Source organism: Mycobacterium sp. 852002-30065_SCH5024008 (genome assembly GCF_001665645.1).
In the GTDB taxonomy this organism is placed as follows: domain Bacteria; phylum Actinomycetota; class Actinomycetes; order Mycobacteriales; family Mycobacteriaceae; genus Mycobacterium; species Mycobacterium paraffinicum.
Genome location: NZ_LZSZ01000164.1, coordinates 1 through 25866, shown reverse-complemented (window position 1 = coordinate 25866; position 25866 = coordinate 1). Strand labels below are relative to the sequence as shown.

The 25866-nt window shown below is 68.6% G+C and carries 26 protein-coding genes and 2 pseudogenes; 13 read left to right on the top strand and 15 right to left on the bottom strand.

Annotation, left to right across the window (positions count from 1 at the left end; genetic code table 11):
• Both A5781_RS26355 and A5781_RS26605 read left to right on the top strand, forming a co-directional pair.
• Positions 1-129 (top strand): annotated as a pseudogene (locus A5781_RS26355) (cutinase family protein); the annotation flags it as partial.
• Between the two features lie 103 nt (positions 130-232).
• A pseudogene (locus A5781_RS26605) lies at positions 233-634 on the top strand (VOC family protein); the annotation flags it as partial.
• Positions 635-810: 176 nt separating this feature from the next.
• Here A5781_RS26605 and A5781_RS19870 read toward each other — a convergent pair.
• From A5781_RS19870 to A5781_RS19860, 3 genes are all read right to left on the bottom strand, one after another.
• A complete protein-coding gene (locus A5781_RS19870; RefSeq protein ID WP_067210464.1) occupies positions 811-2181 on the bottom strand; it encodes an aldehyde dehydrogenase family protein in 1371 nt (456 codons plus the stop codon).
• Positions 2182-2216: 35 nt separating this feature from the next.
• Positions 2217-3311 (bottom strand): AMP-binding protein, encoded by a 1095-nt coding sequence (locus A5781_RS19865; RefSeq protein ID WP_067210441.1) that lies wholly within the window; start codon positions 3309-3311, stop codon positions 2217-2219.
• Between the two features lie 121 nt (positions 3312-3432).
• Positions 3433-4374, bottom strand: a complete 942-nt coding sequence (locus A5781_RS19860; RefSeq protein ID WP_067210460.1) for an oxygenase MpaB family protein — start codon at positions 4372-4374, stop codon at positions 3433-3435.
• Positions 4375-4488: 114 nt separating this feature from the next.
• Here A5781_RS19860 and A5781_RS19855 point away from each other — a divergent pair, with 114 nt between their 5' ends.
• The 3 genes from A5781_RS19855 (at position 4489) to A5781_RS19845 (ending at position 7353) form a co-directional block, all read left to right on the top strand.
• On the top strand, positions 4489-5082 hold the full coding sequence (locus tag A5781_RS19855; protein ID WP_067210438.1) for a TetR/AcrR family transcriptional regulator: 594 nt from the start codon (positions 4489-4491) through the stop codon (positions 5080-5082).
• 40 nt (positions 5083-5122) lie between these two features.
• Positions 5123-6499: an adenylate/guanylate cyclase domain-containing protein gene (locus A5781_RS19850; protein WP_067210436.1), complete on the top strand. Its 1377-nt coding sequence runs from the start codon at positions 5123-5125 to the stop codon at positions 6497-6499.
• A gap of 107 nt (positions 6500-6606) precedes the next feature.
• Positions 6607-7353, top strand: a complete 747-nt coding sequence (locus A5781_RS19845; RefSeq protein WP_067210432.1) for a methyltransferase domain-containing protein — start codon at positions 6607-6609, stop codon at positions 7351-7353.
• 18 nt (positions 7354-7371) lie between these two features.
• On the opposite strand, the gene A5781_RS19840 is transcribed toward A5781_RS19845, so the two are convergent.
• Together A5781_RS19840 and A5781_RS19835 are read right to left on the bottom strand one after the other, a co-directional pair.
• Positions 7372-7839, bottom strand: a complete 468-nt coding sequence (locus A5781_RS19840) for an SRPBCC family protein (RefSeq protein ID WP_067210429.1) — start codon at positions 7837-7839, stop codon at positions 7372-7374.
• Positions 7840-8078: 239 nt separating this feature from the next.
• Positions 8079-8774, bottom strand: a complete 696-nt coding sequence (locus A5781_RS19835; protein ID WP_067210456.1) for an SDR family oxidoreductase — start codon at positions 8772-8774, stop codon at positions 8079-8081.
• A gap of 85 nt (positions 8775-8859) precedes the next feature.
• Here A5781_RS19835 and A5781_RS19830 point away from each other — a divergent pair, with 85 nt between their 5' ends.
• Entirely contained in the window at positions 8860-9462 is a 603-nt protein-coding gene (locus A5781_RS19830; RefSeq protein ID WP_231990763.1) for a CGNR zinc finger domain-containing protein, read from the top strand.
• Here the strand turns inward: A5781_RS19830 and A5781_RS19825 are convergent.
• The 3 genes from A5781_RS19825 to A5781_RS19820 all read right to left on the bottom strand — a co-directional run bounded on the left by A5781_RS19825 (position 9442) and on the right by A5781_RS19820 (position 11272).
• Positions 9442-10038, bottom strand: coding sequence for a class I SAM-dependent methyltransferase (locus tag A5781_RS19825; RefSeq protein ID WP_369817768.1), 597 nt, complete (start codon positions 10036-10038; stop codon positions 9442-9444). The genes A5781_RS19830 and A5781_RS19825 overlap by 21 nt on opposite strands.
• Positions 10035-10292: a hypothetical protein gene (locus A5781_RS25235; RefSeq protein WP_082939442.1), complete on the bottom strand. Its 258-nt coding sequence runs from the start codon at positions 10290-10292 to the stop codon at positions 10035-10037. Before A5781_RS25235 ends, A5781_RS19825 begins: the two co-directional genes overlap by 4 nt.
• Before the next feature lie 128 nt (positions 10293-10420).
• Entirely contained in the window at positions 10421-11272 is an 852-nt protein-coding gene (locus A5781_RS19820) for an SDR family oxidoreductase (RefSeq protein WP_067210426.1), read from the bottom strand.
• 41 nt (positions 11273-11313) lie between these two features.
• Here A5781_RS19820 and A5781_RS19815 point away from each other — a divergent pair, with 41 nt between their 5' ends.
• Entirely contained in the window at positions 11314-11928 is a 615-nt protein-coding gene (locus tag A5781_RS19815; protein WP_067210422.1) for a PaaI family thioesterase, read from the top strand.
• A gap of 2 nt (positions 11929-11930) precedes the next feature.
• On the opposite strand, the gene A5781_RS19810 is transcribed toward A5781_RS19815, so the two are convergent.
• The 4 genes from A5781_RS19810 to A5781_RS19795 form a co-directional block, all read right to left on the bottom strand.
• On the bottom strand, positions 11931-12695 hold the full coding sequence (locus A5781_RS19810; RefSeq protein ID WP_067210419.1) for a DUF2127 domain-containing protein: 765 nt from the start codon (positions 12693-12695) through the stop codon (positions 11931-11933).
• Between the two features lie 55 nt (positions 12696-12750).
• The gene (locus A5781_RS19805; RefSeq protein WP_082939443.1) at positions 12751-14139 is read right to left on the bottom strand and encodes an MmgE/PrpD family protein; all 1389 of its coding nucleotides are present in this window, start codon (positions 14137-14139) and stop codon (positions 12751-12753) included.
• 111 nt (positions 14140-14250) lie between these two features.
• A complete protein-coding gene (locus tag A5781_RS19800) occupies positions 14251-15180 on the bottom strand; it encodes a LysR family transcriptional regulator (RefSeq protein ID WP_067210412.1) in 930 nt (309 codons plus the stop codon).
• A gap of 9 nt (positions 15181-15189) precedes the next feature.
• Positions 15190-16053, bottom strand: a complete 864-nt coding sequence (locus A5781_RS19795; protein ID WP_067210407.1) for a helix-turn-helix domain-containing protein — start codon at positions 16051-16053, stop codon at positions 15190-15192.
• Between the two features lie 123 nt (positions 16054-16176).
• On the opposite strand from A5781_RS19795, the gene A5781_RS19790 reads away from it, so the two are divergent.
• From A5781_RS19790 to A5781_RS25230, 6 genes are all read left to right on the top strand, one after another.
• The gene (locus A5781_RS19790; protein ID WP_067210402.1) at positions 16177-17220 is read left to right on the top strand and encodes a zinc-binding dehydrogenase; all 1044 of its coding nucleotides are present in this window, start codon (positions 16177-16179) and stop codon (positions 17218-17220) included.
• Positions 17217-17630: a nuclear transport factor 2 family protein gene (locus A5781_RS19785; protein ID WP_067210398.1), complete on the top strand. Its 414-nt coding sequence runs from the start codon at positions 17217-17219 to the stop codon at positions 17628-17630. Before A5781_RS19790 ends, A5781_RS19785 begins: the two co-directional genes overlap by 4 nt.
• Positions 17630-18448, top strand: a complete 819-nt coding sequence (locus A5781_RS19780; RefSeq protein ID WP_067210394.1) for an SDR family NAD(P)-dependent oxidoreductase — start codon at positions 17630-17632, stop codon at positions 18446-18448. Before A5781_RS19785 ends, A5781_RS19780 begins: the two co-directional genes overlap by 1 nt.
• A gap of 260 nt (positions 18449-18708) precedes the next feature.
• Complete coding sequence (locus A5781_RS19775) at positions 18709-20001, top strand: sodium:proton exchanger (protein ID WP_067210390.1); 1293 nt, start codon at positions 18709-18711, stop codon at positions 19999-20001.
• 34 nt (positions 20002-20035) lie between these two features.
• Positions 20036-20875, top strand: a complete 840-nt coding sequence (locus tag A5781_RS19770) for an SDR family oxidoreductase (protein WP_082939441.1) — start codon at positions 20036-20038, stop codon at positions 20873-20875.
• A gap of 57 nt (positions 20876-20932) precedes the next feature.
• Complete coding sequence (locus A5781_RS25230; RefSeq protein ID WP_082939440.1) at positions 20933-22093, top strand: Zn-dependent alcohol dehydrogenase; 1161 nt, start codon at positions 20933-20935, stop codon at positions 22091-22093.
• Here the strand turns inward: A5781_RS25230 and A5781_RS19750 are convergent.
• The 3 genes from A5781_RS19750 to A5781_RS19740 form a co-directional block, all read right to left on the bottom strand.
• Positions 21974-23602, bottom strand: a complete 1629-nt coding sequence (locus tag A5781_RS19750; protein ID WP_067210370.1) for an NAD(P)/FAD-dependent oxidoreductase — start codon at positions 23600-23602, stop codon at positions 21974-21976. The genes A5781_RS25230 and A5781_RS19750 overlap by 120 nt on opposite strands.
• The gene (locus A5781_RS19745; RefSeq protein ID WP_067210367.1) at positions 23599-25398 is read right to left on the bottom strand and encodes an NAD(P)/FAD-dependent oxidoreductase; all 1800 of its coding nucleotides are present in this window, start codon (positions 25396-25398) and stop codon (positions 23599-23601) included. The genes A5781_RS19750 and A5781_RS19745 overlap by 4 nt, the downstream gene beginning before the upstream one ends.
• A 90-nt stretch (positions 25399-25488) precedes the next feature.
• Positions 25489-25833, bottom strand: coding sequence for a hypothetical protein (locus A5781_RS19740; RefSeq protein ID WP_197503992.1), 345 nt, complete (start codon positions 25831-25833; stop codon positions 25489-25491).
• Positions 25834-25866 lie beyond the last annotated feature (33 nt).

Here is a 25866-nt window from a genome sequence, read left to right as displayed (position 1 = left end):
GCCCACAACACCTACGCCGACGACGGCGCCATGATCGACAAAGGCGTCGCCTTCGCATCCAGCCACCTCGACGCGGGGACCGCTGGAGCTTCGACGGTCGCGAGCGGCAGGGGTGGCTTCGGAAGCTGAGCGATCACTTTGTTGAGTTCGTCGCTCGACGGACACGCCGGCCGGCGCGGGTTCTGGTGCCCGCCGCCGGCCGGCCCGCCGATCCAAACCTGAAGGGTTGCCAATGTCGACCGAGAAAGCGGCGGCACTGGCCATCAACCATGTCGGAGTGACGGTCCCCGACATCCACGCCGCGATCGACTGGTACGGCGCGGTTTTCGGATTTCGCTGCATCATGGGACCCCGCGTGCTCGAGGGCGTCGGTCATCCGGAGGCAGCCTCGGTGTTCGGCGGCGGGTTCCGCCGCGCCTGGCAGGCGCATCTGCTCACCGGGAACTCCGTCGGCATCGAGCTCGTCCAATTCATCGACCCGCCGACGCGGCAGACGGGACGGCCGCAGGAGCGGGAGCCGTGGTTCGACCGCGGAATCTGGCATCTGTGCATCACCCACCCCGATGTACAAGCCATGGTCGGCCGCGTCGTCGACCATGGCGGCACAATGCTGGCGGCGCCCTGTGAATTCGTGCCCGGACGCCCGTGGGCGCTGGCCTACACCGCTGACCCCTGGGGCACCGTCCTCGAAGTCATGAGTCATAGCTACGCCGAGGCATTCAGCAATTGGCCCAGCCGGGGCAATTGGTTCCACCTACCCTGGTGCCTCGCCCGGAGCGCCGCGAGGCCGGCCGGCCTTGAGTCGGCGCGTCAGCCGCCGTCCTGGATGAAGCCCTTGTTGCGCATCAGGGCGTCCGCCAGGAACCCGTCGTGCGGGATGCCCGGCGCCGCGTGCCACGTCGGGTGGGGCCCGGCATACACGTTGGCGATCGTCGGTTCGGCGAGCAGGTCGTCGATCAGGCGCTCGTCATCGGTCATCGCGGTGACGACCAACGAATGCCGCAACGGTTCCACGCCCGCGCCGGGCGACCATGGCGATACCCACACGCAGGGAAAGGGCAGCTCGACGTTGAGCGTGTCCGCGGCGGGCGCGGGCAGCAAGTGTACGGCCGGACGCAGCGCCGCGTAGCCGTCGCCGAGGTCGGCAACCACCTGATCGGCGCCCAGCAGCGGCGTCGATCCGATGGCTTTGGCCGCCAGGTAATCCGCCAGCGCCCGGGCCTGATCGAGGGGCTGGGTGGGCAGCAGCGCACGCTCGTCGTCGGTGGGCAGCGGCTCGATGGCCGCCAGCCGCCGCGCGATCGCACGCGCCAGCGGGCCGGGGTCACCCTGGTAGAGCACGGCGGTGGTGTTGACGCAGGCCATGCCCCCGAGGTTGGCGATCGAGTCGATGATCACGTCGACGTGATCGCGCCAATCGTGGTCGGCGGTGATGAGGATCTTGCTGCGCCCGGGGCCGTTCACGATGACCGACGGGTCGTCGCCGTACTTGTCGACGACCTGCTGGCCGCCGTACACCATGGCGAGGTCGGCCGAGCGGATGATCTGGTCGGCGCCGGCATGGTCGGTGGGCAGGTAGACGGCGTCCTCCGGGCGGAAACCCGCCCGCCGCAAGGCGTTTACCAGCCGGTGCGCCGTCAGCGGCTCGCGGCGGGACGGGCGCACCGCAACCCGGTAGCCGAGGGCCAGTGCCTGCGGCCACAGGCCGTGCACGCCCGGGCCGTTTCCGGCCGCGTGCACGGCGAAGACCTCCCCCCGCCGCACCCATACCGCGCCACCGCGCCGGGCGCGTTCCTCGCGCCAATCGAGCGCCGCGCCCACCGGCCGGGCCGGGCCGACCGCGTCGAATGCGCCGCCGACGGCGTCGGCGACGCTGCGCGCCCCGGCGCGGGTCACCGCGATGGGCACCCCCGAAATCCGGCTGGCCAGCCGGACGTACGCCTCGAAGTCCAGGCCGGCGACGACCCCGTCCGCGAAGATGCCGGCGGCCTGCGCCAGCGCCGCCGCGCGCTGCTCGACCGGCAGCGCCACCACCTTGCGTTGCGCGGCCAAGGTGCGCGAAACAAACAGCGGCGGCACGAGGCTCAACTCGGCGACGGCGGCGCCGGCGGTGCTGAAGATGACCTCCCGACGGCGGGTCCGGTACCCCCCGTCGGGGCCGAGCGCATCGATCGCGGCCAAATCGGTTGCGGTGCCGGCACGTTCGTCGGTCATGCTCAGTACACGCCTTCGATGACGGCCTCGCCCTCGAAGGTGGCCACCGGCCGCACCTCGCTGACCGAGTCGCTGAGCTCGCCCGCCGGACCGAGCATCCGGACCGCCAGATCGCGCTCCAGGTTGTTCGGCATGAACATGCCCTTGCTGACGTGGTTCATCACCACCTGACCGGTCTGCCCGTAGGGCACCCGTTCTCCGGTGTCGGGATCGACCACCCAGAACACGACGTACGGTGTGCGAGGGTCGAACACGAACACGTCGCCGTCGGCCGTTCGCGTGACCGCTTGGGATAGCACCATCGTGCTGCCGAAGGCCATGGTGATCGTCGTTTCCGGGAAGATGCCGCGGAGCAGGTCGAGGGTGTCGGCGTCCACGTGCGCGCCGCTTAGCAACAGGTAGCGGATCTTGTCGTTCAGCAGGTCGACCAGCCGGTCGTCCCGGGCCAGGGCCTCGAGCAGCGGCGGGGTGGCGTGCAGGTTCGCGACGTTCTGCGTCGCCAGCACGAACACGGCCTGCTCGACGACGTGGTCGACGTAGGCGGCGACTTCGGAGGCGGCGCCGCGGGCGGCGATCTTCTTCACCCAGCGGGGATCGATGTCGATGGCGTGGAACGTCGCGCCGAGCCGCTCGGAGACCAGCCGCGAGAAATAGCCCACCCCGTGCGGTCCGCTGGGCATCAGACACAGGAAGCCTTCGCCGCGGCGAAACCCGCCGGTGGCGAAGTCCTCGGTCTGCCATCGCACCACCTGGGCGACCCAGTCCGGCAGCTGCACAGTCCTTTTCGGGGCGCCGGTGGTGCCGCCGGACTCGAATATCTGGGGCACCGGCGGCGGAGTTCCGTAGCCGCGCGGGATGAGGTCCTCCACCGGCACGCCGCGCAATTCGTTGACGAGGTTGGGAAACAGTTTCAGATCGGCGAAGGTGTTGACGTCGACCATCGGGTCGAAGTCCAGCGTCGCAGCGGTCCGCAACCAGAACGCCGAACCGGTGTCTTCACCGAAGTGCCAGGCGATCGCCGCGCGCAGATAGGCCTCGGGATCGTCGACCGGTTCCGATCTCGGAACGTCCAACAGCGAGAAGTCGATATCGCCCATATCAAGAGATACTCGCCCATCCTCAACCGCTCGCCAAGCGCCCGCCGCCGTATTGGCTTACTTCGCACGGAATTTCGGCACCGTGTACCCGCTGTTCACTTTCGCGGGGCTAATCGCGGCCTCAGGCCGCGCGGTTGTGTAGCCGGCGCGGATCGACGCCCGAGCGCCGCCACGCCCTGGCCGCCCACGGAGTGTAGATCGCCCCGACGGGCAGCCGGTTGATCAGTGGGTTGAGCGCGCGCACGGCGGCGGCGAAGCGCTGAAAACGCTTCTCCTTCTTCGTGTTCCACTCCAACTGGCAGACTTCGCGCATCTGCGGCGGCATGGTCCCGACCAGGACCAGGCGGGTGTAGGCGTTGAGCGGCGATGACAACACCCGCCAGATCGGCATGGGGATCCAGCGCGGGCCCGGAATCCCCTTCCTGATGTAGCCGGTGCCGTACAGGACGGTCTTATGCGGGACGAACCGCTCGAGCATCTCGTCCCAGTAGGCGAGGAACTCGTCGTAGGTCTGCGGCTGGCCGCGGTCGCTGACCCCGTAGAGGCCGTACCACACCTTGCCCTCGTCGAAGATCTGCTCCTTCTCCGCACGGGACAGCCGGCGGATGAACGTGTCGGTGTTGTAGATGACCTGATCGACGAAGCTGGCGTGCGCCCAGTAGAAGAGCTCCGGATTCAGCGCGTGATATCTCGAGCCGTCACTGATGGTGCCCTTGATCGTCTTGTGGAAGTCCCGGACCTTGCGGCCCCACTCGCGCGGTTGGTCGGAGTAGACGGTCTTCATCAGCGGCGGCGCGGTCCGCTTGGCCCGCCCCAACGTGTCGCTGAAGACGACCGAGTGGTCGAGCACGCCCTGGGCGAGCTGCTCGATGCAGTTCTCGACCCCGGCGGTGCGCTGGAACCCGAAGAACTGGGTGCGGTTGTCCCCGTAGAACTTCCAGATCAACGACTCGGGACCCAGCCGCGTGAAGTCGTCGGCTTCGTCGTCCGGCCCGTCGACCGGCATGGGCAGCGCCTCCCGCACACCGGTGTCGAAATCCTGGCCGGCCCATTGCGCTGTCATCCGAATCTCCTCGCCCCCATGCGCGCACACCCCGTTGTGAAGCAGTGAAACAAATGCGTATCTTTGTGTCAAACGAGCGTTGTTGTGCCGAGACTGCCGTGAGGGGCGTAATCCGTGCAGAACCACAGCCTTGCCGGCGATCTCGGCGACAAGACCGACCTCGACCGGACCATCCTGGACACCGCGCGCGTCGTCTTCGAGACCTACGGCGTGCGCCGGGCCAACATCGAGGACATCGCCGCGCGCGCCGGGGTCAGCCGGAGCACCATCTACCGGCGCTTCCCCACCAAGGACGACCTGTTCGGGCACGTGGTGCGGCGTGAGGCCGAATCGTTCTTCACCACACTGGACCGGGCCGCGACGGGCTGCGACCCGCAGCAGGCCATGATCGAGGCGTTCGCGCTCGGGGTGCGCCTGGTCCACGATTCCCCGCTGTACTCCCGGATCGCGGACAGCGAACCTGAGCTGTTGGGGATGTTCTCCCGCTCGCATGCCTTCCCCATCGGTCAGTTCGCCGACGGGATCACGCACACCCTGCGCCGGTGCGGGGCCGACATCCCCGACCGCGACCTGACCAACATCGCCGACATCCTGCTTCGCGTCGCCCTGGGCATCATCGTGTTTCCCACCGACCGGCTCGACACGTCGGATTCCACGGCCGTCCGCGAGTACGCCGCCCGCTATCTGGTGCCGATCATCCGGGGTTGACCCGTTCCGGCTTGTCGGTGACCTGCACTAGCCTGAATACGTGGCTGGGAGTTCTGCGGCTCCGCGGACCCGGTACGCCAGTTGCGGCGAGATCGACATCGCCTATCAGGTCTTCGGCGATGGCCCGATCGACCTGCTGGTGCTGCCGGGCCCGTTAATCCCGATCGACTGCGTCGACCTCGAGCCGTCGATGTACCGCTTTCATCGCCGGCTCGCATCGTTCTGCCGGGTGATCCGGTTCGACCAGCGCGGCATCGGCCTGTCCTCGCGGGTGCCGTCGCTGGACATGCTCGGCCCGGAGTCCTGGGCGCAGGACGCCATCGCGGTCATGAACGCGGTGGGATGCGAGCGTGCGACCGTCTTCGCCCCGGGTTTCACGTCGTTGGCCGGCGTCGTTCTGGCGGCCGACCATTCCGACCGGGTGAACAGCCTCGTCATTTCCAACGGCGCGGCCCGCACGCTGCGGGGTCCCGGTTACCCCATCGGCAGTGACCTCGACGATGCCGACCGCTTCACGACGGTCGGGATGGAGCCGGACGCCGTCGAGCAGGGTTTCGACATGCTCGGCATCATCGCGCCCTCCGCGGCGGGCGACGACGCGTTTCGTGCGTGGTGGGACATGGCCGGAAACCGCGCCGCGTCACCCAGCATGGCCCGCGCGTTCATCAACAAGGTCAGGGAAGGCGACGTCCGCGACCGACTGCCCCGGGTCGCCGTGCCGACCCTGATCCTGCATCGCGACAACCCCGGCTTCAGCCCCGTCGGGCACGCGCGGTATCTCGCCGAGCACATTCCCGGGGCACGGCTCGTCGAGTGCCCGGGCGGGGACACCCTGTACTGGGTGGGCGACACCGCGCCCCTTCTCGACGAGATCGAGGAGTTCATCACCGGTGTGCGCGGCGGCTCCGACGCCGAGCGTCTGCTCACCACGATCGTCTTCACCGACATCGTCGGCTCCACCGAGCGCGCCGCACTGCTCGGCGACCACCGCTGGCGCGACCTGCTCGACAATCACGACACCCTGGTGCGCCACGAGTTGCAGCGATTCGCCGGGCGCGAAGTCAACACGGCCGGCGACGGATTCGTCGCCACATTCAGCAGCCCGAGCGCCGCGATCGCCTGCGCCGACGCCATCGTCGACGCGGTCCGCGTGCTGGGCATCGAGGTGCGGGTCGGCATTCACGCGGGCGAAGTGGAGGTGCGCGGCAAAGACGTCGCCGGCATGGCCGTCCACATCGGCGCGCGGGTGGCCGCACTCGCCGGCCCCAGCGAAGTGCTGGTGTCCTCGACGCTGCGCGACATCGTCACCGGGTCGCGACACCGCTTCGGCGACCGCGGCGAGACCGCACTCAAGGGCGTGCCGGGCCACTGGCGGCTGTACTCCCTGGTGCGCGAGCACGCGATCGTCCGGCGGTGAGCAGGCGCGGCTCGGCGTAAGCTGCCATCGGGGCCCAGCGGAGTCAGGCTCCCGGCTTTCCGGGCGAGTTCCGGCGCATAGCTTGGTTTTTGGTCAAAGGAGTATGCATGACTGACGTGCACGTGTCGCTGCCTCCCGCGCTGCGTCGAGCGCTGGATCTGCTCGCCGATCCGCCGGCGGATCCCGACGTGAGCAAGGGCTATCTCGACCTGCTCGGCAGCGGATCCGACGAGGACGAACGCGTCGCGAAAAACACCGGACCGATCCAGGCCGCGTGGGCGTCACCGATCGGGTCGATGCTCTACGACAACGCCCAGGCCCTGTCGCGGCGGCTGATCGCCGCGTGGCAGACACCCCTCGAGTGGTTGAACATCCCGCCGGGCGGCATCGCGCTGGACGTCGGCTCGGGCCCTGGCAACGTCACCGCCTCCCTGGCGCGCGCGGCCGGTCCGGACGGGCTGGCCCTGGGGATCGACATCTCCGAGGCCATGCTCGCCCGCGCGGTCCGCAACGAAGCGGGGCCGCAGGTCGGCTTCATCAAGGCCGACGCGCAACGACTTCCGCTGCGCGACGACACGGTGGACGCCGTCATCTCGACGGCCGTGTTGCAACTGGTTCCGGATCCGGCGGCGGCCCTCGGCGAGATGGCGCGGGTGCTGCGACCGGGCGGGAGGCTCGCCGTCATGGTCCCCACCGTCGGTCCGGCCGCCCGGCTCTTCCAGAGGCTGCCGAACATGGGGGCGCATGTCTTCGACGACGACGAGATCGCCGACATTCTGGAAGACCGCGGGTTCGTCAGCGTGCGGGTGAAAAGCCTCGGCACGGTTCAGTGGGTGCGCGGCAAGAACGGCTGAGTCCGGCGCGCTTTCGCATTACCCTCCCGTGTCGGGGGTTTGCGCGACCACGGCAAGCCGGTCCATGGACTCGCGCAGCATGTCCGGCGTCGTCGCGCGAGCGCGCTCGAGGCGGGTTGGGTCGGCCAGTGCCGTCCAATCGTAGGTGTGCGTCACCGTGGTGAGCTCGGCGTTCACCGGGCTGAGCTCCCACCGCCACAGGTGGCCGGGCGGCTGCTTCCTGGGTTCGGCTGGGCACCAAGCGATTTTGCTGCCCTCGACGAATTCCACGACGTGGTTCTCCCGCATGGCGCCGTTCGTCAGCGTCGTCTTGAACACGTCACCGACCGCACGGACCCGCTGACCCGGCGCGGCCGAGGCGAGATTGTTGTTCCCATCCCAGCTCGGCTGGCGGGCGGGATCGGCGATCAGTTCGAAGATTCGCGCGGCGTTGGCCGCGATGACGCGCGTGGCGCTCACGACGCCTTCGATTTCCATGTCGGGCATGTCGCTATCCAAACACGCGGACCGTCAGCGGGGCACGGTGTGAATGTGACCTTCGGCCGATGCATTCGGGACCTTCGCCCGTCGAAGCGCCGGCCCGTGCGTGCGACCGTGGTGATGCCGGGTCAACCCGGTGGTCTGCCCGAAGTGCAGCAAGCCCATTTTTGGGCGAGGCCATCCGCAAGGGCCTGATTGACCCACCGTCTTAAGACGGGGATCTGCCTTCGGGCAGACCTTCATGCTCACGGCATCCGGGGCAGCGCTTCGACCGGCCCGGACAGCGCCGCCTTGACGTAGCGGGTGTCGTCGTCGGCCAGCACCTCGGCGTCGTCGCCTTCGATGCCGTTGACGATCGCGCGCGCCACCTGGCGCGGGTCGTTCTTCGGTGCGTCGAGGCCCGAGGTCATCTCGGTGTCGGTGAAGCCGAGGTGGACGCCGACGACCAGGGTGCCTTGCTTCTCGAGTTCGATCCGCAGCGAATTCGTCGCCGACCACAGCGCCGCCTTGGAGTCGCCGTATCCGCCGGAGCCGGGCATCCACGACAAGAACGAGGCGATGTCGACCAGGGCTCCTCCACCGTTGCCGGCCAGGATCGGCGCGAACGCCTTGGCGACCCGCAGCGCGCCGAAGTAGTTCGTTTCGAACACCGCGCGCACTTCCTCGATGTCGCTGTCGAGCATCTTCAGCGCACCGAGCACACCGGCGTTGTTGATGACGATGTCGGCATCGGGAGCCGAAACAGCCAAGGCAGCCACCGATTCCGGCTTGGTCACATCCAGTTCGACGCTCACCACGCGAGGGCCCGCACTGGGTTGGGGTGCCCGCGCCGTCGCGTATACCTTGGCCGCGCCCCGCCGCAACAACTCGTCCACGAGGGTCTTGCCGAGCCCGCGCTGTCCGCCCGTGACCACGACCGTCGACCCCTTGATGTTGACCATGATGCGCACTCCGTGACGTAGGTATCAAGCGTTTGATTCTGTCACCGTAATTGACGAGCGAGACATAGTCAAGTAACTTTTAGTTATGTCTATTACATGGTCCGCGTCACAGCGGTACGGCATCACCGCGGCACAGGGAGGTCTGGGTCTGGTTCAGGACTTCCTGAACACGAGGGGGATTGGGGGGTACGGCCCGGACCTGCTCGCGGACGCCGCGCTCGCGGGCGAATGGGTAGCGGACGCGGTGCACGCCTGGTCGGCCGCCCGCGGCATTGACGTGCCGGTGCCCACGTTCGACGACGGGGACCTGGCCAAGCTGCGCGCCTTGAGGGCCAGGCTCGATTCACTGGTGGCCGGCGAGGCACCCAGTGGACGAAGCGCCGTCCCCGCAGCTCTCGTAGTCACCGAAGCCGGTGAGGTGCGGCTGGAGCCCAGCGGCACCGGCTGGCGCTGGCTCGCCTCGGCGCTGTGGGCCGAGATTCTGCTCAGCCAGCAGGCAGATACCTGGCGGCGGATCAAGCGTTGCCATAACCACCGCTGCGCGTCGACGTTCTACGACCGCTCCAAGAACAACAGCGGGGTCTGGCACGACGTCAAGACGTGCGGGAACGCCGCCAACCTGCGCGCGTCCCGGGCCCGCCGCCGCGAACGTGAACGCGCGACCGGCTCAGCGATTTCGCCACAGTAGGCGGTATCGGTAGTACAGGCCTCGCCGAATGACCGCGCCAGGCAGCACGTCCGCGGTTACCCGGCGGATCTCGTGCAAACTTTCCCGGGGATCGGCGACGGCCACGCCGATGTCGCGGGTCTCCCGGTGCAGTAACGACCCGGCACGCGCCGCCGGTGTGCACAGCGCGGACCATGCCCAGTCGCCGACGGTCTTGTTGGCCGACAGACCGACGACGGCGAGTTCTCCTGCCGGCCTGAGCATTCCGCGTACTTTGCGTAGCGTCTCACGCAGTGGCAGGTGGTGCAGGCTCGCCACGAATGTGATGAGATCGAACGAATGTGGTTGCGCCTGAAACTCTTCGAAGCGGGCGAGCCGCACCGACACGTTGCTTGCGGTCTTCAGTCGATCCCCGGCCCGCCGGACCGCGGACGGGTCGACATCGATGCCGACGACCCTGCGCGACACCGCGGCTAGCCGCTGGGCCAGCAGCCCCTCACCGCACCCAACATCCAGGACATCGCCGCCGCGGCGCGCGGCGAGTTCGACCAGCCAGCCGTGATACGCGGCGTTGTGGTTCCAGTAGTCGCCCGTCAGCAGCGCTCGATGCCCCTCTGCATGAGCGTCACGTTGGTGCGGGCCCGGCGCGGCGCGCTTCTGCGCACCGCCTGCCACGCGTCGCAGGCGCGCGCCTTGATGGGCGTCACCATGTCGAAGTTGGCAGGGCTCTGGCTGATCCAGGACGGCAGTGTTGCCACGGTTTCGATCCTTCGTCTGTTCGGCCTGTGCGCCGAATCATTGAATTCCACCGCGGCCGCTTTACGGATGCGCCGCGCCGGGGTGAACGCCACGAAAAGCCGTATTGTGGTGCGACGCACACCCGCCGCAGGGTCCGCCGTCCGTCACACCTGGTGCGTGTGGGGGCATGGACGAATTCAAAGGCGGTGCGCTGATGAGCGCCTCGAGTGCCGGCCGTTTGTCACACACTTCCCGAACGTCTGAACCGTCGCAGGTAGCCCGGCAACCCATGCGCGGGCGGCGCTTTCGGCCAATCGTCGGCACGGAAATACGCGTCGGTGCCGCCATCGACGAAAATCACGCTGCCGCAGAGGAATTCGGCGGAATCCGACAGCATGAAGCACATCCAGTCGGCCATGTGGCCCGCCTGGCCGAAGCCACCGAGCGGCACCGGAAAGGACCGCACGGCCTTGGCCTGCCGGGGCGTCGCAAGCTGTTCCTGCAGCAACGGCGTCATGATGGCTCCCGGCGCCAGGGCATTCACGCGCACACCCGAGCCCGCCCATTCCGGCAGCACGGCGTGTCGCCGCACCCAGCGGCTGACGGCGATCTTCGACGCCGCATACATCATCGTCGACGCGGCCGGACCGAACGGCCGCACCGACCGCAGCGCCTTCTCGGCGTCGTGGGCGAGCAGCGCCTTCACCGTCCGGCGCGGCACGAGCGGCACGGTCGTCGACGAGTTGCTCCCCACGACGACCACTTTCGCGCTTTCGGCCGCGGCCAGCGCCGGCTGCCAGGCGACGAGCGGCTCGACGACGCCGAAATAATTGACCTGGCCGATCTGGCGCAGGCGTTCTCGACCGGGGCTGGGCCCGAGGCCCGCGGCCAGCACCGCACCGTCGAGCTTGCCGTCCGCGGCCGCCAGCACGCCGTCGGCGGCCTGCTTGCGACCGAGCGGCGTCGACAGGTCGGCGACGATATCGGCGTCCTTGATGTCGACGCCGATCACGGTGTGCCCGTCGGCCTTGAGCCGCTGCGCCGTCTCGTGGCCCATCCCGGAAGCCGATCCGGTGACCGCATAAGTGCCCATCGCTCCGTTCTTACCAGTAGCCGTCCTGTTAGGTTGCCGAGATGCATGACCAAACGCCCTGCATCGACCTCGGCCGGCTCGAGTCCGTCTACGCGCCGCTGGCCGAGTCGATCCGCCGGCTCATCGACATCAGCATCCGCACCGAGGCGGAACCGGCGGCGGTGGCGGCGGCCCAGGCCAAGATCGACGCGGCCGCAGCCGAATTGGGCGAGGCGGCGCGGCCGGGGCCCGTCGGCGTGCACTACCTGCCCGACGGCCAGACCGTCGCGTGGGGCAACGCGGTGGTCGGCGTGCGCAACCCGGTGGCACCGCCGTTGGTGGTCCACCACGAGCCGGACGGCGTGGTGTGGTCGGAATTCACCCTGGGCGCGGCCTACGAGGGACCGCCCGGCCACGTTCACGGCGGCATCTGCGCGCTGGTGCTCGACCATGTGCTCGGCGCGACCGCGCACCGGCCCGGCCGGCCCGCCTACACCGGCACCCTCACCCTGCGCTACCGGCGCCGAACCGAGCTGGAGCGGCCGCTGCGCGTGCAGGCGCATGTCGAGCGCACCGAGGGCGTCAAGACGTTCGCCGTCGGTCACCTGGCCGATGAGGATGGCGTCACGGTCGAAGCGGAAGGCATTTTCATCCACCCCAGGCAGCAGCCGACCTGACGTCAGGCTTTGGCGGCGGCCTTCTCCACATCGAGCAGCTGCTCGCCGCGTCGTTCCTCGTCGTAGGCCTCGCGGCCGCCGCGCAAGCCGAACAGGCGTTTCGAGAACAGCAGGTAGATCACTGCGGCCACGTTGATGGTGAAGGTGACCAGCCGGGTCATCGTGATGCCCTTGGCGAGGTCGTGAATCTCCAGCGGCAAGAACACCGAGGTGGCTATCACCGCGAAGTACTCGCCCCAGCGTTTGAGCAACCACAGGCCGACGCCTTCGACGACCTCCAGCAGCGCGTAGGCGGCCAGCATCAAGGTCAGCAAAACCAGGGTGGATGGCTTGGCGGCCAGCGCCTTTTCCAGTTCGTGCACGATGGTCATTTGATCGACCTTGAATCCTGCGGCGCGAAAGATCGGCAGGTCGCGGTCGAGGGTGGCCTGGATGGCGCCCCGAGCACCGCGAAACTTCCACACCGCGTACGCGGCGAGCGCGATCACCACCGCCCGGAACAGCCGTTCCACCGCGAGTGTCCGGATGATGATGGCCTGGCGTAAAGCCTTGCCGCGCATAATCATCGGAGCGTCCTCGGCCCGACCCCGCCCGTGCGGATCGCCCACGGTGAATTCACCGCAGCGCAGGCAGCGCCAGACCTCGCCCAGTCCGGTGGTGCCGCTCAGCCGCGCGGCCAGGTCCTCCTCGTCGGGCGCGTAGGTGGTGTGGCCCGCGACCGCACAGGTGACCAACTCCCACCGATTGCCGCCCTGATCTTTGCGCATGGCCGATCATCGACCGCGGGCGGCGGGCCATGCAAGGGGGCGCGCAGGCGTGCCTTCAGAACCGGGGCTTGGTGCGCGGCCGTTGGGCGGTGGGGCTCGCCGCGCCCAGGAGGCCCGCGAGTTCGGCGACGGGGATCTCGTCGAGGCGGTCGACGGCCGCGACGATTTCGGCACGCAGCGCCCTGTCACAGAACGGCTCGGCCAGCCATCCGAACTTGTCCGCCACGCGTTCCCAGGACATGGGGCGGGTCGGGGATCCCTCGTAATCGGCTTGCTCGCGGTCGAGTTCCCGCCCGTCGCGGGTCACCAGGTGGACCCGGGCCGCGGTGCGTCGAGGATAGTCGGCGGTCAGGTCGGCGGCCGGTTTGACGTCGACACGCGTCAACAGGTCCCGCACGTCCGCTCGCGAAACCCGTTCGGTTTCCAGCTGTTCGGGGCCCACCCCGCCGTCGAGGAGTGCCACCGCGCTGAGGTATTTGAGGTTGTAGTCTGCCTGCTCCTTGGTGCGCGGATCGTCCTTGGCGCCGTACGCTCCCCCGCCGGCGAAGTCGTACGCGCCCTGGAACACCTCGAGCGTCACCCTGGCGACATCCTCGCCGCGCAGGTCGTTCTCGGCGCGCAGGGCCAAGACCGCGTCGATGACCACCTGCCCGTGGATGAGGGAGCAGTACTGCTTGAGGTAGGTCTGTTCGACGCAGGTGAGCCGCCGGTCGGTGGTCGCGAGGTCGATGGGCTGGTCGAAGAGTTGCATCAGGCCGTGTGGACCCTCGAACAGCGACCTGGGTCCGGTGACGCCGCGGGCGGCCAGCATGGTCGCGTACACCGCGCGCATGCCGGTGATGGCCGGCGAGATGCCCTTCCAGTTCGAGACCGGCTCGGCGTGCACCGCCGCCAGCGACACGTTGTCGGTCGCGGCGGCGGACATGGCGTTGGCGGTCTCCTCGACGCTGAGACCGAGCAGCTTCGCCGTGCCTGCCGCCACCGACATCGACAGCTGCAGCGCGTGATTGAGCCCGCGAGCCATGACCGGCACCTGGGCGCTGAACCGGCACTGCACCTCGTAGGCGACCGCCAGTGCCAGCAGGAAGTCCGCCCCGCTGGCGCCCGTGTGCTCGGCGACGGCCAGGACGGCGCCGAAGTTGTCGGCGGGATGACACAGCCCTCCGACCGTCAGATAGGTGTCCAGCAGGTCGGGGTAGCGCACCAGCACCGCGTTGAAGAAAGCGGCCTGGTCCACCGATGCCCGTCCGCCGCCCACCAGAGTCGCGGTGGGCACGCCGCTGAACTGGTCGGTGTGTTCGCGAATCGTCGCGACCAGCTCCCCGTCCAGGGAACCGACGGCGCAGGCGATGCTGTCGAGCACATTGCGCTTCATCAGCGCGCGCGGACGTCCGGTCAGATCGGCCCACTCCGCGCCTACGACGAAGCCGGCCAGGTCATCCACAACGTAGTTCTCTGCCATGCTTTTTCGCCTTCCGGGCTGCTTACTTTTACTGAACCGCAGCGTCGGCCCGGCGTCCAGGACCGTTCTCCTACCAGTGCTCGGTGGGACTTCTCACCGCAGGTGGGGGTCGTCGGCCGGCGCCCACCACGGGCCGGCGGGAGTGGCCGGCCAATCGCGGGTACGCGCGACCGCCAGCAGCGCTTCCACGACGCCGCGCACGCTGGCGCGGTCGTCGTCGCGGCGGTGCAGCAGCGACCACGTCCACAGCGGTACCGGTTCGGCGACGGGACGCTGACCCAGGCTGGGCGGGAGCGCCGCGGTGTGGCGTTTGGGCGAAGCGAGCACGGGCGCGCCGACCCTGCGCACGTGCGCGTAGAACGCGTCGCCGGTGATGCCGCCGTCATCGATGTGGACGACGCGGGCGCCGGCGTGGCCGGCGAACTCCTCGGCGTACCGGTTCCACGACGACCACGCCGACTCATCCGCGTCGATGAGTACGCTGACCCGTTGCGCGGCAACGGGTTCCGTCGAACTGATACCGGGAATGACCGCGTGCAGCGGCTCGGTCCGCAGCAGATGCGCCGTCAGGCCGCGCTCCTCGACCTGGCCGGCGGTCACCCATGCCAGCGCGATGTCGAGGGTGCCCTCGGCCACGCGGTCGGCCTGCGTGTGCGAGGGCAGCACCCATTCGTCGAGGCGCACGTCCGCCGCTGGCCCGACCATCGTGGTGATGTCCTCGGGCAGCCAGCTGACGTAACCCAGGCGCACCGGCGTGCTGCGCGCGGCCGCCTGCCGCAGCCGGTGCTTGGCATCGTCGGCCAGAGACAGGATTCGGCGCGCATCCGGAAGGAAGGTCCGCCCGGCCTCGGTCAGCCGAACACTCCGGCGGTCCCGCACGAACAGGTCGGCGCCCAACTCCCGCTCCAGCGAGATGATCTGTTGCGACAGGGCCGGTCCGGAGATGTGCACGCGTTGCGCGGCGCGGCCGAAGTGCAACTCCTCTGCGACGGCCACGAAGTAGCGCAACTGCCGCAGTTCCATACGCCGAGCCTAGACGGCGCGATCGACCGCGTCGGGTCGCGCCGGGGGCAGGCTGATCGCCGTCGTTTCGTCGGTCAGGCGTTTGCCGATGACCCGGATCTGCCGCGCCGACAGCGGGCACAGCGGATGGACGGCCACCATCAGCGCAACGTGTCCTTCCTCGAAAACCGGTGCGGCGATGGTCACCACGGGTTGCTTGCGCCGCCCCGGGTTGTCGTCGGAGAGGAAGCCGATGGTGGTGAACTCGACGAGCAACTGATCCAAGATGTGCCGCACCGGCGTGGGCATCTCGTCGCTGTCCAGCGTGCCGACCACCTGCACCGCCTGGGCCAGTGCGGGCGTCGTCCAGTCGACGTCGAAGCCGCGCTCGCGCGTGTGCTCCAGCACCTGTTCGAGCCGCCGGGTGCGATCGGGATTGTTGCCCGCACCGCGGCGGATCCACGCGCGTTGTTGCTCCTCGTCGTCCCACGCGGCGAGCGCGACCCCGAAGGGCGGGGCATACGGGATCCGATCGCCCGGAATTCCGGACGGTTGAGTGGCGGGCTCGCCCTCAAAAGCGGTGACCACCAACGAAGCTCCGAAACGCTCGACCACGGAGCAGGCGTAGCCGACGTCACGGGACAACCGCAGCGCCGCGGCACGGGCCGCGTGCGCGAGCGGCCGGGCGGTGTCCGTCCGCGCCGCCACGACGGCCAACGCCGGGCCGAGGGTGAACGTCTTGGCGACCGGATCGCGGCTGGCCCATCCCCGGTCGCACAGCGTCTTGAGAATCGCGTGTGCGGTCGCCTGGGTGAGCCCAAGCTCGCGCACGATGTCGGAGAACCGCAGCCGCGCATTCCCGGACCGGGCCAGGAGCTCGACAACGTCGAGCACCCGGGCGGTCGGCGCAGATGTCGATCCGCGAATGGCTTGACTCCTCTGCCACACGATTTAGAGTGAGACGAATATTTTCGAGATCATATATCGGTTATTCGAGAAAGTAACGCATTGCGCGCTGTGGTGCTGAGGGGCGGCCGGCTCCAGGTCCGCGAGACTACGGACCCCGAACCCGGACCGGGCGAAATGTTGCTGCGCACGTTGAGCACCGCCATCTGCGCGTCCGACGTGCATTTCATGGACCATCCGGAACTCGCCGTCGACGATCCGACCGGTCGCTCGCTCTACGACACCGACCGCGACATCGTGCTCGGGCACGAGTTCGTCGGCGAGGTCGTCGGCCACGGACCCGGCTGCACGGATCAGTTCGCGGTGGGTGCGCGCGTGACGGCCATGCCGGTGCGGCTCGTCGACGGTGGCGCCGGCGGCATGCGGATCATCGGCCAGCATCCGGAAGCGCAGGGCAGTTTCGCTGAGCTACTGGTGGTTTCGGAGGTGGCGGCCAAGCCTGTCCCCGGCGACGTTTCCAGTGACGCCGTCGCACTGACCGACGCGTTCGCCGTCGGCGAGTTCTACGTTCGGTCGGCGCGGATGCAACCGGGTGAGGTCGCCATCGTGATCGGCGCGGGTGCGATCGGCCTGTCGGCCGTAGCCGCGCTGGCCAGCCGCGGGATCGAGCCGATCCTCGTGGCGGACTACAAGTCCGACCGCCGCGAACTGGCCCGGGAGCGCTTCGGCGCCCACGTCGTGGTGGACGCGAGTGAGAAGTCGCCGTTCGATGCATTCAACGAGGTGCGTGCCCAGCGTGGATTGCCCGGCCCGGCAGTCGTTTTCGAGTGCGTCGGCGCGAGCGGGCTGATCCAGAAGATCGTCGAATCCGCCGAGATGGGAACCCGCCTCTACTGCGCGGGCGGTTGGTACACCGGTGACACGCTCGACATCACCACCGCGACTCGCCAAGGCGTCACCATCCAGTTCGGCGGCGGCCCACACCCGCAGGACTGGTATGGCACGCTCGACGCCATCGCGGCGCGAAGGCTGGACCCGCTCCCCAGCGTGGGCAAGGTCATCGGCCTCGACGAAGTGCCCGACGCTCTCGAGCTCGCCCGCCGGTCGGGCGGTCCGCCGCGGATCGTCGTCCATCCGAACGGAGACCTGCCATGACCGAACGTGATGACCGTCAGGACATCTCCGAGTTGCTGGTGCGCTACGCCACCGGAATAGACCGGCGCGACTGGCCGCTGTTTCGCAGTGTGTTCACCGCGAATTGCGAGCTCGACTACGGCGAGATCGGGTCGTGGACCGGAGTCGACGCCGTCGCGGATTTCATGGAGCGGGTGCACGCCCTGGCCGGGCACACGCTGCACCGCTTGACCAACCAGGCCATCACCGTCGACGGCGACCGGGCCACGGCGCGGACCTACATCGACGGACTGATCATGGCCGCCGACAACAACTCCGGCGTCAATGCGATCGGTTTCTACGACGACGAGATCGTGCGCACCCCCGACGGCTGGCGCATCGCCCGCCGGCGCTATACCCAGGTGCGCCTGACGACAGTGGGGAGCCCTTGATGACGTTCGCAACCAGGTACGGGCCGTGGGCGCTGGTGGCCGGCGCATCGGACGGGGTGGGCGCGGCGTTCGCCCGCGGGCTCGCCGAGCGTGGCATCAACGTGGTGCTGATCGCCCGCCGGCAGGCCGTCCTCGACGAAGTCGCGGCCCAGATCGAGCGGGAAACGGCGGCGTCCACGCGGACCCTCGCCATCGATCTCGTCGAACCGGGCGCGGCGGCGGCGATCGCCGCGGCGACCGGCGACCTGGAGGTCCGCCTCCTGGTGTACTGCGCGGGCGCCGACCCGAACTTCGAGCCGTTCCTCGCCAATCCGGTCGAAGCCGCCGAGGCGATGGTGCAACGCAACTGCATGGCGCCGATGCAGCTGTGCCACCACTTCGCGGCCCCCATGGTCGAGCGGGGCCGCGGCGGGATCGTGCTCTTCGGGTCGGGCGCCGGCCTGGCCGGCGGGGCCAACATGGTCGCCTACGGCGCCTCGAAGGCGTTCGACATGGTCTTCGCCGAGGCGCTCTGGGCCGAGCTGCACGACAAGGGCGTCGATGTCCTCGGCCTCATCCTGGGCAAGACCGACACGCCGGCGTTGCGGCAACTCGAGCACAGCCGCGGCCAGATCGGTTCGCTCGACGAGGTGCCGCCGGGCGCGGCCGCCGTGGCCGACGTCATCGCGGAGGCATTCGAGAACCTCGGAAACGGGCCGACCCTGATGGTCGGCGACATGATGCGCGCCGCCGAACAAATGCTGGCATCGCTAACCCGCAACCAAGCCGTCGAACTGTTCGCCCAAGCCGCGGCCGCGGCCATGGGCCCGGACAAGTAGCGGGAACCTCCCCGTCTCGCAGCGCGTCGTACTGGATAGGGCCGATTTGCGCGCCGGAAGGTTTGCCAAACTTCGAGATCAGGACACCCTAACTTTCGCGCCACAGCTGGTTAGCCAGCAAATATATCGCCCGCTACGGCGGCGCTCCGTCGAACAACGACGTTGCTGGCGACGGGTTTCGCGGGTAACTTGGGTAATCGTTCGGCACGGCTGCCCCATCCGGAGTGGCCGCCTCAGTCGCCACCCCTCCATATCGAAGGATGACGATGCTCGCCACAGACAGGCCCGCGACCACGGTCGCGACGGCAGAACGCTCGCGGCGTCGCACCCTGGCGCGTTCGGCACTGATCACCACGGCATTCGTCGTCCCGGCGGTGGTGACGCGACTCGGCGGCCTGCACCCCGACCCGGTCGTCGCGCTGCTGATCTTCGGGGCCGCGGTGGTGTCGGCCAGCTTCCTACTGGCCTGGGCGGCCGAAGCCGCGCAGATCGATGTCTCCGGTGGGCTGGCGACGGCGATACTGGCGCTGATCGCGGTGCTGCCCGAGTACGCCGTCGACCTGTATTACGCGTACGTGTCCGGCCACAACCCGGACTACACGCAATACGCGGCCGCCAACATGACCGGGTCCAACCGGCTGCTGATGGGTCTCGGTTGGCCCGTCGTCGTGTTGGTCAGCATCCTGGTGGCGCGCAAGGCCGGCACCGGCAAGGCCACCGGCCTGGCGCTGCAACCGACCAACCGCGTCGAACTCGGATTCCTGTTGATCGCCGGCATCATCGCGTTCGCGATACCGGCGAGCGGCGAAATTCACTTCGGGCTGGGGTTGGCGCTGCTGGCATGGTTCGGCTTCTACCTCTACAAGGTCAGCCACGGGGACGTGGAGGAGCCCGACCTGATCGGGACCGCCGCCGCCCTGGGCGAGCTACCCGATCGCCGTCGGCGCATCGTCGTTGTCAGCCTCTTCCTGGCGTCCGGCGCGGTGATTCTGCTGTGCGCCAAACCGTTCGCCGACAACTTGGTCGCCGCGGGCACCGAGCTGGGCATCGACAAGTTCCTGCTAGTCCAGTGGCTCGCCCCGCTCGCCTCGGAGGCCCCGGAGTTCATCGTCGCGATCATCTTCGCCACGCGGGGCAAGGGCACGGCGGCCATCGCCACCCTGATTTCCTCCAAGGTCAACCAGTGGACGCTGCTGATCGGGTCGCTGCCGATCGCCCACCTGATGGGCGGCGGCGGATTCTCGTTGCAGCTTGACCCGCGTCAGGTAGAAGAGGTGTTGCTCACGGCCACCCAAACCATGATGGGGGTGGCGCTGCTGTTGGCGCTGCGATTCCACCGCGCCGCCGCGGTCACCCTGCTCGGCCTGTTCGTCGTGCAATTCCCGATAGCCACGACGCATGGCCGGCTGCTGCTCTGCGCCGTCTACACCGCGGTCGCCATCGTCGCGCTGATCCGATACCGCCGCGACCTGCCGGCCACCCTCCGGGCGCCGTTCTACGGGAAGGCCATCCGCCACAGCGGTCACCCCCACCATCCGGTGCCGGACCCGTAATCCCCGACGAACGCTCGCCATATACGGTCCACGTATGAATCGAGTGTCAGTGATCACGGGCGGCGCGGGTGGCATGGGCCGGGCCACCGCCAAGATCGTCGGCCGCGACCACATCCTGGTTCTCTGCGATGTCCGGCAGGACCGGCTCACGGCCGCGGCCGCAACGCTGGAAGGGCTCGGGATGACCGTCACGGCCGTCGACTGTGACGTCACCGACCGGGGGGCGGTCGCCGACCTGTTCGGCACTGCGGGCAACCTCGGGACGCTCGCCTCGGTCATCCACACGGCGGGAGTGAGCCCTAGCATGGGCGCCGCCGACTATGTCATGCGGACGAATGCCCTCGGCACGCTCAACGTCAACGAGGCGTTCTACGCGGCGGCCGGCGAGGGCTCCGTGATCGTCAACGTGGCGTCGATGGCGGCCCACCTGCTCCCGGCGGAAATGGTTCCGGTGGACCAATTCCCGCTTGCGCTGCAGGACGCCGACGCCTTCATGGAGGCCATGCTGACAACCTGCAACATCGTGCCCGAGGAGGCGAGGTCCGGCATCGCCTACGCCGTCAGCAAGAGCTTCGTGAAGTGGTACAGCCAGTCGCAGGCGGAGAGATTCAACGCGCGCGGATTGCGCATCCTCTCGGTCTCGCCGGGGTCGGTCGACACCGAGATGGGCCGGCTCGAGGAGCAGGCGGGCGCCGGCGCGATGGTCACCAACGCCGCGGTCCCGCGATGGGGCAAGCCCGAGGAGATGGCCGAGCTGCTCGCCTTCTGCGCCAGTGACAAGGCCGGCTACCTGACCGGCACCGACATCCTCAACGACGGCGGAGTGATCGCCTCGATGACCGAGCGCGCAAGGGTGGCCGCCGCCACCGGTTGAGTCCGCCGCTCGGACATCTGTGCCATCGAATGGCCCCGGCAGAAAGGCGGCACGACGATGCGAAGCCGTGCGGCCATCCTCTACGAGTACGGCCGTCCGTGGACCGTCGAGGAATTCGAGCTGGACCCGCCGAGGGCGGGCGAGGTGCTGGTGCGGCTAGCCGCCTGCGGGCTCTGCCACTCCGACGAACACATCCGCCAGGGGAAGCTGGCCGCGCCGCCAGAAACTCTGCGCGCCTTGGGATTACCCGCCATGTCGCCGACGATCGGCGGGCACGAGGGCTCCGGTGTGGTCGTCGATGTCGGGGCGGGCGTCGCCGGGTTCGCGCCGGGCGACCACGTCGTGACGTCCTTCGTCGCGGTCTGCGGCCAGTGCCGCTGGTGCGCCTCGGGGATGGAGTACCTGTGCGACACGGGGTCGGGAACCTTGGCGCCGGGCATGCCGACGGACGGCACCTTTCGCCATCACACCGTCGACGGGCGCGACCTCGGCCACGTGTCCAAGATCGGTGCGTTCGCCGAACACACTGTCGTGGCGGCGAATTCGCTGGTCAAGATCGACCCGGGCTTTCCGCTGGTGCCCGCCGCCCTGCTGGCGTGCGCGGTGCCCACCGGGTACGGTTCGTCGGCCCGGCGTGCCGGGGTGCGGGGTGGGGACACGGTGGTGGTGATCGGCACCGGCGGGATCGGCACCGCGGCCGTTCAGGGCGCCCGCATCAGCGGCGCCGCGCGGATCATCGCGGTCGACGTGAGCGACTTCAAGCGCACCTCCGCAATGACTTTCGGCGCGACCCACGTCGCCGCGACGGCGACCGACGCGCTCGCGCTGGTGCGCGACCTGACCCGCGGCGTGATGGCGGATGCGGTCGTGGTCTCCCCCACCATGATCGGCGAGGCCGATGTCGCGACGGCGCTGGCGCTCACCCGCAAGGGCGGCACGTGCGTGCTGACCGGGCTCCCGGCACCCGCGACGGCCTCGATCGCCGTCGCCCTGCAAGATTTCATCCTGATGAACAAGACGTTGTGCGGCACGGTGTTCGGCTCGTGCAATCCCAAGAGTGACATCGCGCTGCTGGCCACGCTGTACGAGTCGGGTCGGCTACTCCTCGACGAGATGATCACCAAACGCTACCGGCTCGACGACATCAACGACGCCTATGCCGACCTGGCCGCCGGCCGCCTGATCCGCGGGGTCATCGACTTCGGTCTGGGCCAGTAGCCAGTCCCGCGGCCGGAGCCGCCAGGTCCGGCGGGCGTACTCCAGCTCGGTGTAGGGCCACTGGGTGACGATGCGGCCGGTGGGCGAGCGGAAGTAGCTGTCGCACCTGGTCCATATGGTGCGCTCCAGGTCCGCGGAAAGCTGGTCGTTGTAGCGCTTTTCGGCGTTCAGGCGGACGTCCACATAGCCGCCCTTGCGCGCCACCCGGCTGACCGCGCTGGCAACCAGACGCGCGGCGGCCTCCAGGATGTAGACGATCGAGTTGCCGCCCTGGTTGGTGTTGGGGCCGTAGAGCATGAAGAAATTCGGGAAACCGCTGACCGCGACGCCCAGGTAGGCGCTCGGGTCGTCGCCCCAGCGCTCGTGCAGGCTTTGGCCGCCTCGTCCGATCACCTCGATACCGGCGAGGTAGCGGCTGGTCTGGAATCCGGTGGCGCACACGATGGCGTCGGCGTCCACCGATTTGCCGCTGACGGTCTCGATCGACGTCTCGGTAACTCGCGCGATCGATTCGGTCACCAGATCGACGTGGTCCTTCTGTAGCGCCAAATAGTAGTCGTCGCCGAGTAGCACCCGCTTGCAGCGGAATGGATAGTCGGGCGTCAGCGCGCGGCGCAGCCGCTCGTCGGAAACGGTGCGCTCCAAGAACGATGTCGCGACCCGTGATCGATTTGCCACCTGTGGGTCTTCGACGGCGTTTCCGGCGAAGTCGTGGAACTGCTTCCAGATTCGCCACCGTTCCCTGCGAGCCGCCCACGGATGTCGACGAAACCTCGCCAGCTCGCGAGCACTGAACGGACGGTCGTCCTTGGGTACCATCCAGGGAGGCGTTCGCTGAAACACGGTGACACCGGAGGTGATTCGAGCGAGTTCGGGCACCACCTGCACTGCGCTGGCGCCGGTGCCGATCACCGCGACTTTACGGCCGGACAGGTCCACGCCCGGATCCCACGCCGATGTGTGCATCAAGTGGCCGCGGTAGCCGGTGAGGCCCTCGATGTCTGGCAGTCTGGGAGCGCCGAACAGGCCGACAGCGCTGACCACCACATCGACGCGCAACGTGGTGACGGTGTCGCTATTCGCTTGCTGCAGTTGCAATTCCCACTGGCGGCCACCCTCGTCCCATCTCGCGTGCCGCACGTAAGTCCGTAAGATCAGGTGGCGCCGCAGGTCGAAGTCGTCGGCCACGGATTCGAGGTAGGCAAGGATCTCGGGTTGCCGTGCGTAGGTTCGGCTCCAGGATCTGTTCGGGGCGAACGAAAACGAATACAGGTGGCTTTGCACGTCACACGCGGCGCCGGGATAGGTGTTGCGCCGCCAGGTGCCCCCGACACCGTCGTCGCCCTCGATGATGACCAAATCGTCGATGCCGGCCTGGCGTAGCGCGACGGCGGCGCCGAGGCCTCCGAAGCCCGCGCCGATGATGGCCACCTTCGGTGGGCGCCGGCGCCGGGTCGCCGCCCGCAGCCGGCCGACGCCGTAGCGCCAGCGGGCCTGCCGGCTGGTCACGGCCCGGCCTTGCCGCCGCGTATCAGGTAGCCATCCAGGCCACCGCTGGCCCGCCACGCGTGCAGCATGTCGGCGTACTCCGTGGGTGCGCCGAAGAAGAAACTGCCCTGCCGAGTCTTGTTGTCCGCCTTGCCCTCCCGGTTGTAGTAGCCGGGGGTGCAGGTCTGGGCACGCTCCGCGCTCGCGGCCGACCGGGTGACAACGGTGTGGACCCAGGCGGATTCGGCGGCTGGTGCCGCCTCGACTTCGGTGACGCCGCGCTCGAGCGCCCAGGCGATGATCCACGCCGCGTGGGTCGCCTGCACGTCCAGCAGGTAGGGAAAGTTCACCGTCAGGCCCGCCTGCGCGATGCTTTCGATGAAGAGATTCGGGAAGTTCGTCGTACACAGGCCTTGAAAGGTGCGCACCCCGTCGCGCCAGTGCTCGGTCAGCGACACGCCGTCTCGGCCGATCAGCTCGAAGCCGGTGCGCCGGCAGTAGTCGGTGCCCACCTCGAAACCCGTTGCGAAGATCAAGCAGTCGAGCTCGTAGGGCACACCGTCGACGACCACACCGGACTCGGTGATGCGCTGCACGCCGCGGCCGCGGGTGTCGACCAGCGTGACGTTGTCGCGGTTGAAGGTCTGCAGATACTCGTCGTGGAAGCAGGGCCGTTTACAGAAATACCCGTACCACGGTTTGAGTGCCTCCGCGGTGGCCGGATCGCTGATGATGCCGTCGACCCGCGCCCGGATCTCCTCCATCTTGGCGAAATCCGCGATCTCGATGTCGCGGCCGCGCTGCGCCGGGTCCACGGCCCCGTCCCCGTCATGGCGCATCACCGGCAGCTTGCGCGTAATGCTCGTCCAGGCGTCGGCGACCAGGTCCTCGTCGGCCTGGCCGCCCGCCGTCAGGATCTGGAAGTTCTCGATGCGTTCGCGCTGCCAGCCCGGCCGTAATGTGCTGGCCCACTGCGAATCCGTGGCGCGGTTGGCCCGCACGTCCACCGATGACGGCGTGCGCTGGAAGACGTACAGCCGCTGCGCCGCCCGGGCGAGGTGCGGGACGCACTGGATCGCCGTGGCGCCGGTACCGATGATGCCCAGGCGCTTGTCGGCGAGCCGCTCGAGGTTCTCTCCGGTGTAGGCGTAGTCCCACCGGCTGGTATGAAACGCGTGACCGCGAAAAGCCCCGAGGCCCTCGATGCCGGGCAGCTTGGGTTTGGCCTGATAGCCGTTGGCCATGGACACGAACCGGGCCCGCATCTCATCGCCCCGGTCGGTGCGGATGATCCACCGTGATTCATCGGCTTTCCAGCGGATCTCACGCACGTCGGTCTGCAGGCACGCGTCGCGGTACAGGTCGTAGTGCCGCGCGATGCGCTGGCAATGCGCGAAGATCTCCGGTCCCTTGGCGTATTTCTCGGTGGGAACGTAGCCGAGCTCCTCCAGCAGCGGCATATACACGTACGACTCGACGTCGCAGGCGATTCCGGGATACCGGTTCCAGTACCAGGTGCCGCCCACGTCGGCCGCCCGGTCGATCAGCCGCACACTCTCCACGCCGAGCTGGCGCAGCCGCACCCCCGTCAACAGCCCGCCGAAGCCGGCGCCGATGACCGCGACGTCCACCTCGTCGGTCAGCGGCTCGCGATCGAATTTCCCGTCGGCCCAGGGGTCTTCGGCGAAGCGGGCGAACGCACCCGCCATCTCCACGTACTGCGCGATGCCGTCCGGGCGCAATCGCCGCGCACGCTCTTCGGCGTACTTGCGTCGCAGCGCGTCGACGTCGAACGTCACGGCAACGGTTTCAGTCACGGCCAGGCTTCCTCTCGTGGCCCCGACTATATAATCAATCGCTTGATCGTATCAAGGGCGGCGTCGGCCCGTCATGTCCTCTGCCTGCGGCTATCCCGGCTCACCCGGGGCGAACAGCGTTCCCCTGATCATTTTCTTGGCGGAGTCCAGCGCGGCGTGGTAGCCCCGCGGCGGCGACGTGGCCGCCAGCTCGGTCAACCCGTAGATGAGCGCGTAGACGGCTTCGACGACGCTGTCCCGATCCGGCCGATGCGCGAGTTCGCCCTGCCGGTAGGCGTCGTCGACGACGCCCTCGATGATGTCTCGGAATGCCTGAAAGCGCGCGCCACCCGCGAGCCGCGAATCGACGTCGGCCACGCCCTCGGCGCGGATCACCCACTCGAAGGCGGCGAGATCCGGGTACTCGCGCATGAGCCGGCCCGACTCGTCGAGCACCGCCGTCAGGCGATCTGTCTCTTATACACATCT

What these genes read in the sequence shown, in the direction of transcription:
- A5781_RS19845 (WP_067210432.1), top strand. Translation starts at nt 6,607, where the DNA reads ATGACTGACGTGCACGTGTCGCTGCCTCCCGCGCTGCGTCGAGCGCTG.
- A5781_RS19770 (WP_082939441.1), top strand. Translation starts at nt 20,036, where the DNA reads ATGAATCGAGTGTCAGTGATCACGGGCGGCGCGGGTGGCATGGGCCGG.
- A5781_RS19860 (WP_067210460.1), bottom strand. Translation starts at nt 4,374, where the DNA reads ATGACAGCGCAATGGGCCGGCCAGGATTTCGACACCGGTGTGCGGGAG.
- A5781_RS19840 (WP_067210429.1), bottom strand. Translation starts at nt 7,839, where the DNA reads ATGCCCGACATGGAAATCGAAGGCGTCGTGAGCGCCACGCGCGTCATC.
- A5781_RS19815 (WP_067210422.1), top strand. Translation starts at nt 11,314, where the DNA reads ATGCATGACCAAACGCCCTGCATCGACCTCGGCCGGCTCGAGTCCGTC.
- A5781_RS19865 (WP_067210441.1), bottom strand. Translation starts at nt 3,311, where the DNA reads ATGGGCGATATCGACTTCTCGCTGTTGGACGTTCCGAGATCGGAACCG.
- A5781_RS19800 (WP_067210412.1), bottom strand. Translation starts at nt 15,180, where the DNA reads ATGGAACTGCGGCAGTTGCGCTACTTCGTGGCCGTCGCAGAGGAGTTG.
- A5781_RS19775 (WP_067210390.1), top strand. Translation starts at nt 18,709, where the DNA reads ATGACGATGCTCGCCACAGACAGGCCCGCGACCACGGTCGCGACGGCA.
- A5781_RS19780 (WP_067210394.1), top strand. Translation starts at nt 17,630, where the DNA reads ATGACGTTCGCAACCAGGTACGGGCCGTGGGCGCTGGTGGCCGGCGCA.
- A5781_RS25230 (WP_082939440.1), top strand. Translation starts at nt 20,933, where the DNA reads ATGCGAAGCCGTGCGGCCATCCTCTACGAGTACGGCCGTCCGTGGACC.
- A5781_RS19785 (WP_067210398.1), top strand. Translation starts at nt 17,217, where the DNA reads ATGACCGAACGTGATGACCGTCAGGACATCTCCGAGTTGCTGGTGCGC.
- A5781_RS19820 (WP_067210426.1), bottom strand. Translation starts at nt 11,272, where the DNA reads ATGGGCACTTATGCGGTCACCGGATCGGCTTCCGGGATGGGCCACGAG.
- A5781_RS19810 (WP_067210419.1), bottom strand. Translation starts at nt 12,695, where the DNA reads ATGCGCAAAGATCAGGGCGGCAATCGGTGGGAGTTGGTCACCTGTGCG.
- A5781_RS19835 (WP_067210456.1), bottom strand. Translation starts at nt 8,774, where the DNA reads ATGGTCAACATCAAGGGGTCGACGGTCGTGGTCACGGGCGGACAGCGC.
- A5781_RS19830 (WP_231990763.1), top strand. Translation starts at nt 8,860, where the DNA reads ATGTCTATTACATGGTCCGCGTCACAGCGGTACGGCATCACCGCGGCA.